The following is an 8,156-nucleotide window of genomic DNA, read 5'->3' as shown; positions in this document are numbered from 1 at the left end:
ACTTGGGGCGGGCCGCCCCGACGCGCGCGCTACTCATGAACAATCACCGGCTACGCAACCAACGATGCGAACAATGCCCGATCGCGGTAAAAGCCGGGTTTAGAAAGCCCGTGCGCGGCTGTCCCTTTTCCGCACGCCTTCGTTAAGAAATTCCATTTTCACCAGATGTTTACGAACGCTCATGGGAGGTGCGAGCGCTTGGGCGCGCGCTCACGGGGCGAGCTCTGGGCGCGCTTCGCTCAGCTCCCGCAGCGGCGCGAAGCTCATGCGGTGAAAGGGCGTCGGCCCATGGGTTTCGAGAGCGGCGAGATGCTCGCGCGTGCCATAGCCGGCGTTGGTCTCGAATCCGTAATGGGGATAGAGCCGGGCGAGGCGGCGCATCTGGCGATCACGCGCAACCTTGGCGACAATCGACGCGGCGGCGATGGAAAGAGAAAGCGCGTCGCCTTTCACGATCGCCTCGCCCGGGCAGGCGAGTTCCGGCAGGTCGCGGCCGTCGACCAGCACGAAGCCCGGCGCGACATGGAGCGCGGCGACGGCGCGCGCCATGGCCAGCAGCGCCGCGCGGCGAATGTTCAGCCGGTCGATTTCCTCGACGCTGGCGAAGGCGACGCCGATGGCCAGCGCGCTGGAGACGATTCGCTCGAAGGCGGCGTCCCGCGCCTTGGCCGACAGAGCTTTCGAATCATCGACGCCGTCCGGCAGCCGGTTCGGGTCGAGAATCACGGCCGCGGCCGCAACCGGCCCGGCGAGCGGCCCGCGCCCGACCTCGTCGACGCCGGCGATGGGCCGAGCGCCGCCGCGCAGAACGCGCGTCTCGGTGAGAAAATGGGGGGGCATGCTCGCTCGGCTCGTCGAAAAGGGGCGACTGAAAAAAACACAGCGGCGGGATCGGAGCAATCGATCCCTACGCGCCTTTTTAAAAAAGGCTCAGCTGCTCGGCGTCGCTGCGGGGCGGCCGGAACAGATCGGCGCGCAGCCGCGTGCGCGAAAAGCCGAGACGCTGCGCGGCAAGCTCGAAGCGGCGTCCGATCATCCAGGCGTAGGGGCCGTCGCCGGTCATGCGCTTATCGAAGGACGGGTCATAGAGCTTGCCGTCGCGCGCCGAGCGCACCAGCGAGAGCACATGCCGGGCCTTGGCCGGAAAATGGGTGACGAGCCATTCGCTGAACAATTCGCGCAGCTCGAGCGGCAGCCGCAGCATCACATAGCCGGCCTCGCGCGCGCCGGCGGCATGGGCGCGCGTCAATATGGTCTCGATCTCGGCGTCATTGACCGCCGGAATGATCGGCGCGACCAGAACAGCGACCGGAATTCCCGCCTCGGCCAGCCGCTCGATCGTTGCGAGCCGTCGCTCGGGCGATGCGGCGCGCGGCTCCATCGCCCGCGCCAAGGCCGGATCGAGCGTCGTCAGCGAGATCGCGACCTTGACCAGGCCCTTGCGCGCCATGGGCGCGAGAATGTCGATGTCGCGAACGACCAGCGAGGATTTCGTCACTATGCCGATCGGATGATCGGCGCGGCTCGCCACCTCGAGCAGGCCGCGGGTGACGCGATAGCGCTTTTCGAGCGGCTGATAGGGGTCGGTATTGGCGCCGATGGCGATGGTCTTGGGCGAATAATTGCGCGCCGACAATTCGCGCTCGAGCAATTGCGCCGCGCTTTCCTTGACGAAAATCTCCGTCTCGAAATCGAGCCCCGGCGAGAGGCCCATATAGGCGTGGCTCGGCCGCGCATAGCAATAGACGCAGCCATGCTCGCAGCCGCGATAGGGATTGATGGAGCGCTCGAAGGAAATATCCGGCGAGTCGTTGCGCGTGATGATCGTCTTCGCCCGCTCGACATGGACATTGGTGTGGAACTCGCCGAGCTCCTCCAACCCATTCCAGCCGTCATCGGTCTCGACGCGCCGCTCGCGCTCGAAACGACCGCTCTCATTGGAGAGCGCGCCACGCCCGCGCCGCCGCGCCGGATCGACGATCGGACGCTCCTCGCTGGAAAAATTCACGACCGCGCCGATCGCCTCACGGCTCAGCTGCGCCGCCCGGCGCCAGTCGCTCTTCTCCGATTTCTCGATCAGACGTTTCGCCGAGCTCGCCATGGCGATGATCTCCTTGCCGGCCCTGCGGCCGGCGTCTCGCCGGGCGCCGGCCTCGCTTCGGCTCGCGGCGCGAGACGCCCATGCGCGACACTGGGGCGCCTCGCGACCGCGAGCCTCGATGCGACGCTTACAACGGCTACTTACAACTCTAGGGGACTTGTTTACGCACGCTCGGAACATTTGACGAACAAGAGAACGTATACGGAACAAACGAGGCCGAGTCAAGCGGCGGCGGCGCAGCCAGTCACAAAGAGGCGGCCGGTCACAAAGAGAATGGAACGGAGAAAAGGCGCCCGGAGCACGCCGCCGACAGCGCGCGCTTGTCCACAGGCTGCGCGACGCAGTTGAACGCGCGGCGCGAATCGATATGACTCCGCGCCATGATCTTTCCCCCCTTCACGGCTGGAAGGGCGCCGCGATGACGGCGCCCGCCAAGGTTTCCATCGATCTCGGGACCCGCGCCGATGGCGGCGTCGCAACGCTCGATCTCGAGGAGCTGCTGGCGACGCGCCTTCTGGTGCAGGGCAATTCCGGCTCCGGAAAATCGCATCTGCTGCGCCGCCTGCTGGAGCAGAGCGCGCCGTGGGTGCAGCAGGCGATCATCGATCCGGAGGGCGATTTCGTCACGCTGGCGGAGCGCTACGGCCATGTCGTGGTGGACGCCCGCTGCGGCATCGCCGATCTCACGCGCATCGCCGCGCGCGCCCGCCAGCACCGCGTCTCCGTGGTGCTCGATCTCGAAGGGCTCGACGCCGAGCAGCAGATGCACGCCGCCGCCGCCTTTCTCGGCGGGCTCTTCGACGCCGAGCGCGACCAATGGTATCCGCTGCTCGTCGTGGTGGATGAGGCGCAGCTCTTCGCGCCCGCCGTCGCCGGCGAAGTGTCGGACGAGGCGCGCAAAGCCTCGCTCGGCGCCATGACCAATCTGATGTGTCGCGGCCGCAAGCGAGGTCTCGCCGGCGTCATCGCCACGCAGCGCCTCGCCAAGCTCGCCAAGAATGTCGCGGCGGAGGCGTCCAATTTTCTCATGGGCCGCACTTTCCTCGACATAGACATGGCGCGCGCCGCCGATCTGCTCGGCATGGAGCGGCGGCAGGCGGAAATGTTCCGCGATTTGCAGAGCGGCAATTTCGTCGCCCTCGGCCCGGCCATGGCGCGCCGCCCGCTGCCCGTGCGCATCGGCCCGGTGGAGACTTCCGCGCGCAATGTCAGCCCCAGGCTGCTGCCGCTGCCGGAGGCCGGCGCCGACGACGCGCATCTCATTTTCACGCCCGGCGCCAATGAAGCGCGCTTCGAGGCGCCGCGCCGGCCGGCGCCGCCCACGCCGACCGCCGATGTGCTGGCGCGGCTCGCCCGCAGCGCGCCGCCGGCGCCGCCCGCCGCCGAGCCGCCGCCGAGCATTTCGCCCGAGCAGCGTCAGGCCGCGATCGATTCGGCGCTGCGCGAGATTTTGAGCGACAGCGACGCCAATTTCCGCACCATCGCGGTGCTCTATCAGGATTTTCTGGTGCGCTGCCGGATCCGTCGCATCGGCGGCGAGCCCTTGAGCCTGCCCGCCTTCCGCCGTCGCCTCGCCGTGGCCCATGCCGGCATAGAGCTCGCCGAAGCCGAGTCCGAGGATTCGCCCTGGGCCGAGGTGCTCGCAATGGCGGGCGCTCTGCCCGAGGATATGCAGGGCGTTTTTCTATCGCTGGCGCGCGCGGCCTTCGACCATCGCCCCTGCCCTTCCGACGCCGATGTCGCCAGCGCCTATGGCACGCGCTCGCCCGGACGGGCGCGGCGGCTGCTCGCCTATATGGAGGAACAGCAGGCGATCGTCTGCCGTCTCGACCAGCGCGGCTGGCGGATCGTCGCCATTCCCGGCGTCGCTTGGGAGACAGAGCCTGGCGATCCGGGCGCCGCAGCGACGACGACCGAGGTGAGTTCCGCCTGACGATTTCTGAGGATTGCTGTCGCCCGGCCTATGCCGCCTTCCTTCTCCCCGCATGCGGGGAGAAGGTGCGGATGAGGGGCCGGGGGCGTTTTCCGTCGGTGGCTGACGCCCCGAGCCCCTCACCCCGGCCCTCTCCCCGCGAACGGGCAGAGGAGGAAATTTCCCTTACTGCCGAATCGTCTCCCGCTGCGCATAGCCGAGACGGACGTTCAGCTCTTGCAGCACTTTCTCGGCGGCTTCCGGAATATTGGTGCCGGGCGGGAAGATCGCCGCGGCGCCGGCGTCATAGAGCGCTTGGAAATCCTGCTCGGGAATGACGCCGCCGACGACCATCATCACCTCCTCGCGCCCGGCCGCCTTCAGCGCGTCGCGCAATTCCGGCGTCAGAGCGAGATGGCCGGCGGTCATCGTGTTCACGCCGACGATATGCACTTGTTCTTCCGCGGCGCGCTTGGCCACTTCTTCCGGCGTCGCGAAGAGATCGCCGATGACGACCTCGAAACCCAAATCCGTGAAGGCGGAGGCGATGACCTTCTGGCCGCGGTCATGGCCGTCCTGGCCGAGCTTGGCGACGAGAATCTTCGGCTTGCGCTTGTCATTCTCGGCGAAGGCCGCCGTCATGCTGCGCACGCGCGCGACCTTGTCGCAATCGGCGCCAGCCTCGCGCGCATAGACGCCGGAAATGACATTGGCCTTGGGCTTATGGCGGTCGAAGACTTTTTCAAGCGCATAGGAGATTTCGCCGACGCTCGCCTTGGCGCGCGCGGCCTCGATGGCGAGCGCGAGAAGATTGCCGTCGCCCTTCGCGCCCTCGGTCAGCGCATCGAGCGCTGCTTGCGTCTTCGCCTCGTCACGCTCGGCGCGCAGGCGTTGGAGCTTGGCGATCTGCGCGGCGCGCACGGCGGAATTATCGACCTTCAGCACATCCGGCGCGACGTCGCTGTCCGGGCGGAATTTGTTCACGCCGACGACGACCTGCTGTCCCGTGTCGATGCGCGCCTGCGTCTTCGCCGCGACCTCCTCGATGCGCTGCTTGGGCAGGCCCGCGGCGATCGCCTTGGCCATGCCGCCGAGGCTCTCGATCTCCTCTATGTGCTTCCACGCCGCCTCGGCGAGCTCGGCGGTCAGCCTCTCCACATAGAAGGAGCCGCCCCAAGGATCGATGATGCGCGTCGTGCCGCTCTCCTCCTGCAACACGATTTGCGTGTTGCGGGCGATGCGGGCGGAAAAGTCGGTCGGCAGCGCCAGCGCCTCGTCCAGCGCATTGGTGTGCAGCGATTGCGTATGGCCCTGCGTCGCCGCCATCGCCTCGACGCTGGTGCGGATGGCGTTGACGTAAACATCTTGCGCGGTGAGCGACCAGCCCGACGTCTGGCAATGGGTGCGCAGAGTCATGCTCTTCTCGGTCTTGGCGCCGAGGTCTTTCATCAGCCGCGCCCACAGCAGGCGCGCGGCGCGGAGCTTCGCCACTTCCATGAAGAAATTCATGCCGATGGCGAAGAAGAAGGAGAGCCGCGGCGCGAAAGCGTCGATATCGAGCCCCGCGGCGACGCCGGCGCGCACATATTCGACGCCATCGGCGAGCGTGTAGCCCAATTCCAGATCGGCCGAGGCGCCCGCCTCCTGCATGTGATAGCCGGAGATGGAGATGGAGTTGAACTTCGGCATATTCTTGCTGGTGTAGGCGAATATGTCCGAGACGATGCGCATCGATGGAAACGGCGGGTAGATATAGGTGTTGCGCACCATGAATTCTTTGAGGATGTCGTTCTGAATCGTGCCGGTGAGCTGCGCCGGCGGCACGCCCTGCTCCTCGCCCGCCACGATGAACAGCGCGAGCACCGGAAGAACGGCGCCGTTCATCGTCATCGACACGCTCATCTGATCGAGCGGAATGCCGTCGAACAAAGTGCGCATGTCATAGATGGAATCGATGGCGACGCCCGCCATGCCGACATCGCCGGAAACGCGCGGATGATCGCTGTCATAGCCGCGATGGGTGGCGAGATCGAAGGCGATGGAGAGGCCCTTCTGCCCGGCGGCGAGATTGCGGCGGTAGAAGGCGTTGCTATCCTCGGCCGTGGAGAAGCCCGCATATTGGCGGATGGTCCAGGGCTGAGCGACATACATGGTCGGATACGGCCCGCGCACATAGGGCGCGACGCCGGGGAAGCCGTCGATGAAGGAGAGGCCGTCTATGTCCTGCGGGCCGTAGGAATTCTTGACTTCTATGCCCTCGGGCGTTCTCCAGCGGCGCGGCGCGGCGGCCTCGGCCGGGGTCGCGGCGACGGGAGCGAAGGCGATTTTGCTGAAGTCGGGAATTTGGGACATTTCTTTCCTCTGACGGCTCCGTCAGTCTATTAGCGAAAAGCGGCGGCCGGCGCAAAGGCCGGCCACGGCGCGAGGACCGCGGCGGGACGAACCCTCAACCGAGCGCTCTGGCGATCAGCGCGTCGAACGCCCTCTGAGGCAGAATTTTCTTCAAAACCAGCACGATGCGCTGGAAGAACGGCCCCACGAAATAATAGCCTTTCGGATGATCGCTGGTCAGAATTTTTTCGATCAGCACGGCGACGGGCTCCGGCGTCGACATGTTCTTCATGAACTTGTCTTTGCCTTTCAGAAACTTGGCGAAATCTCCAGCATAGGCGCCATGCAGCGTTCCCTCCGAGATGACGACATTCTCCGTCATCCGCGTCTTGAACAGGCCCGGCGACACATCGACCACCCGGACGCCCAAGGGGGCCAGCTCCCGACGCAGGCTTTCCGTCAAGCCGCGAACAGCGAATTTGGAGGCGGCGTAATGGCCGCCGAACTGAGTGCCGATCGATCCGCCGAAAGAGCTGATGTTGACGATGACGCCTTTGCTGGCGCGAATGGCGGGCAAGGTCGCCTGGCACACCCTCAGCACGCCGAATAGGTTGGTCTCCATGATTTGCCGGGCTTCCGCCATAGGAACATCCTCGACCGATCCGCGCGTGCTGACGCCCCCACTGTTGACGACAGCGTCGATGCGACCGCTTTTCTCGAGAATGAGCGCCACGCCGTCGCGGACGGAGTCGTCGTCCTCTATGTCGATCCGCAGCGTTTCATAAGCCTCCGCCGGCGGCGCCGACCTCGATGCGCCGAAAACGCGCCAGCCCGAAGCCGCCAGCCGTTCCGCGCAGCATTTTCCGATTCCCGAGGAAGCGCCAATGATCAACACAGTTTTTCGATCCGAACTCGAAACGCTCATCGACTATCTCTTTTTTGAAGTCGCCGTCGAAATATTTGAAAAATGCATCGACGACACGGCCGAGAAACGCTCTTGCGAGCGACACATTGCAGAAATAATGCAAAATTCTCGTGAGAATGCAACTATCTACTCCGCCCGACTCGACGCTTTGCTATCCCGATGCAGCATTCCATAGGGGAAAGTCGAGCGAAGAAAAGCGCTCTCGAAGAAAGACGCTACCTCCCCACCGCCTTCCATCGCGGCCCCTCCGCCCCGAAATCCAGCTCCCAACGAAACCGGCTCAAAACATCGAAGCCGAGTATGATCGGCGCCTCGCCGCCGAGCGCCTCGCGCAAAGGCCCAAAATCATAGGAGACGAAGACGACGTCCTTCAGCACGCGTCCCGCGCCTATGTCTATCTCCTTGGCCTTATAGACTTTCGTGTCGATTTTCTTGCCGGAGGCCTCGCTCACCTTGGCCTTTTTCTTCACCAGGACAAAGAGCGCTCTGTGCCGCTCCAGAAAGCGGCGATCGACGGCGGAGATTTCCGCCCCCGTGTCGAAGAGCCCGACCGCCTCCGTCTTGCCGATGCGCGCCTCGAGGCCGACGAGCTTTTGATCCGGCCAGAGCTTGCGGAAGGACCGCCAACCCGCGCCATCACTCTGCGGGACGAAGACCATCTCGCCGCTCTCGAGATCGAGCGAGAAGCGCGCGCCTTGGAAGAAATCGAGCCCGAGCAGATCATCCCCATCCGAGGTCGCGCAGCGGGTGACGCGATATTTGGCCCGGCCGATATTATTGCCCTGCGCCGCCTTCAGCTCGACATTGGCCGCCTCCACATCCTCGCAGCGGGAAGCGACGCCCGAGGCGCTGGTGGATACGCTGGCGCCCAGCGCCTCGGGCGTCGC

6 protein-coding genes are annotated in these 8,156 nt (G+C 65.4%); 1 reads left to right on the top strand and 5 read right to left on the bottom strand.

All coding sequences use genetic code 11. The annotated features are described in order from the left end of the window. Positions 1–210: 210 nt before the first annotated feature. A complete protein-coding gene (locus tag A1351_RS21895) occupies positions 211–840 on the bottom strand; it encodes a ribonuclease HII (protein WP_024880830.1) in 630 nt (209 codons plus the stop codon). Between the two features lie 79 nt (positions 841–919). Then, entirely contained in the window at positions 920–2,101 is a 1,182-nt protein-coding gene (locus A1351_RS21890) for a PA0069 family radical SAM protein (protein WP_083967453.1), read from the bottom strand. Positions 2,102–2,519: 418 nt separating this feature from the next. On the opposite strand from A1351_RS21890, the gene A1351_RS21885 reads away from it, so the two are divergent. Next, on the top strand, positions 2,520–4,034 hold the full coding sequence (locus A1351_RS21885; protein WP_083967454.1) for an ATP-binding protein: 1,515 nt from the start codon (positions 2,520–2,522) through the stop codon (positions 4,032–4,034). Between the two features lie 165 nt (positions 4,035–4,199). Here A1351_RS21885 and scpA read toward each other — a convergent pair whose 3' ends face one another. From scpA to A1351_RS21870, 3 genes are all read right to left on the bottom strand, one after another. Continuing rightward, positions 4,200–6,365 (bottom strand): methylmalonyl-CoA mutase, encoded by a 2,166-nt coding sequence (gene scpA, locus A1351_RS21880; protein WP_064033918.1) that lies wholly within the window; start codon positions 6,363–6,365, stop codon positions 4,200–4,202. A 94-nt stretch (positions 6,366–6,459) separates the two neighbouring features. After that, positions 6,460–7,269: an SDR family oxidoreductase gene (locus A1351_RS21875; RefSeq protein ID WP_064033917.1), complete on the bottom strand. Its 810-nt coding sequence runs from the start codon at positions 7,267–7,269 to the stop codon at positions 6,460–6,462. A 215-nt stretch (positions 7,270–7,484) separates the two neighbouring features. After that, on the bottom strand, positions 7,485–8,156 hold a 672-nt coding region (locus A1351_RS21870), incomplete at its 5' end, for a retropepsin-like aspartic protease (protein ID WP_064033916.1).

It is taken from the genome of Methylosinus sp. R-45379, assembly GCF_001644125.1.
In the GTDB taxonomy this organism is placed as follows: Bacteria; Pseudomonadota; Alphaproteobacteria; order Rhizobiales; family Beijerinckiaceae; genus Methylosinus.
Note: the sequence above shows the minus strand (reverse complement) of the source record. Positions and strands in the feature narration are given on the sequence as shown.

What these genes read in the sequence shown, in the direction of transcription:
- A1351_RS21895 (WP_024880830.1), bottom strand. Translation starts at nt 840, where the DNA reads ATGCCCCCCCATTTTCTCACCGAGACGCGCGTTCTGCGCGGCGGCGCT.
- A1351_RS21890 (WP_083967453.1), bottom strand. Translation starts at nt 2,101, where the DNA reads ATGGCGAGCTCGGCGAAACGTCTGATCGAGAAATCGGAGAAGAGCGAC.
- A1351_RS21885 (WP_083967454.1), top strand. Translation starts at nt 2,520, where the DNA reads ATGACGGCGCCCGCCAAGGTTTCCATCGATCTCGGGACCCGCGCCGAT.
- scpA (WP_064033918.1), bottom strand. Translation starts at nt 6,365, where the DNA reads ATGTCCCAAATTCCCGACTTCAGCAAAATCGCCTTCGCTCCCGTCGCC.
- A1351_RS21875 (WP_064033917.1), bottom strand. Translation starts at nt 7,269, where the DNA reads ATGAGCGTTTCGAGTTCGGATCGAAAAACTGTGTTGATCATTGGCGCT.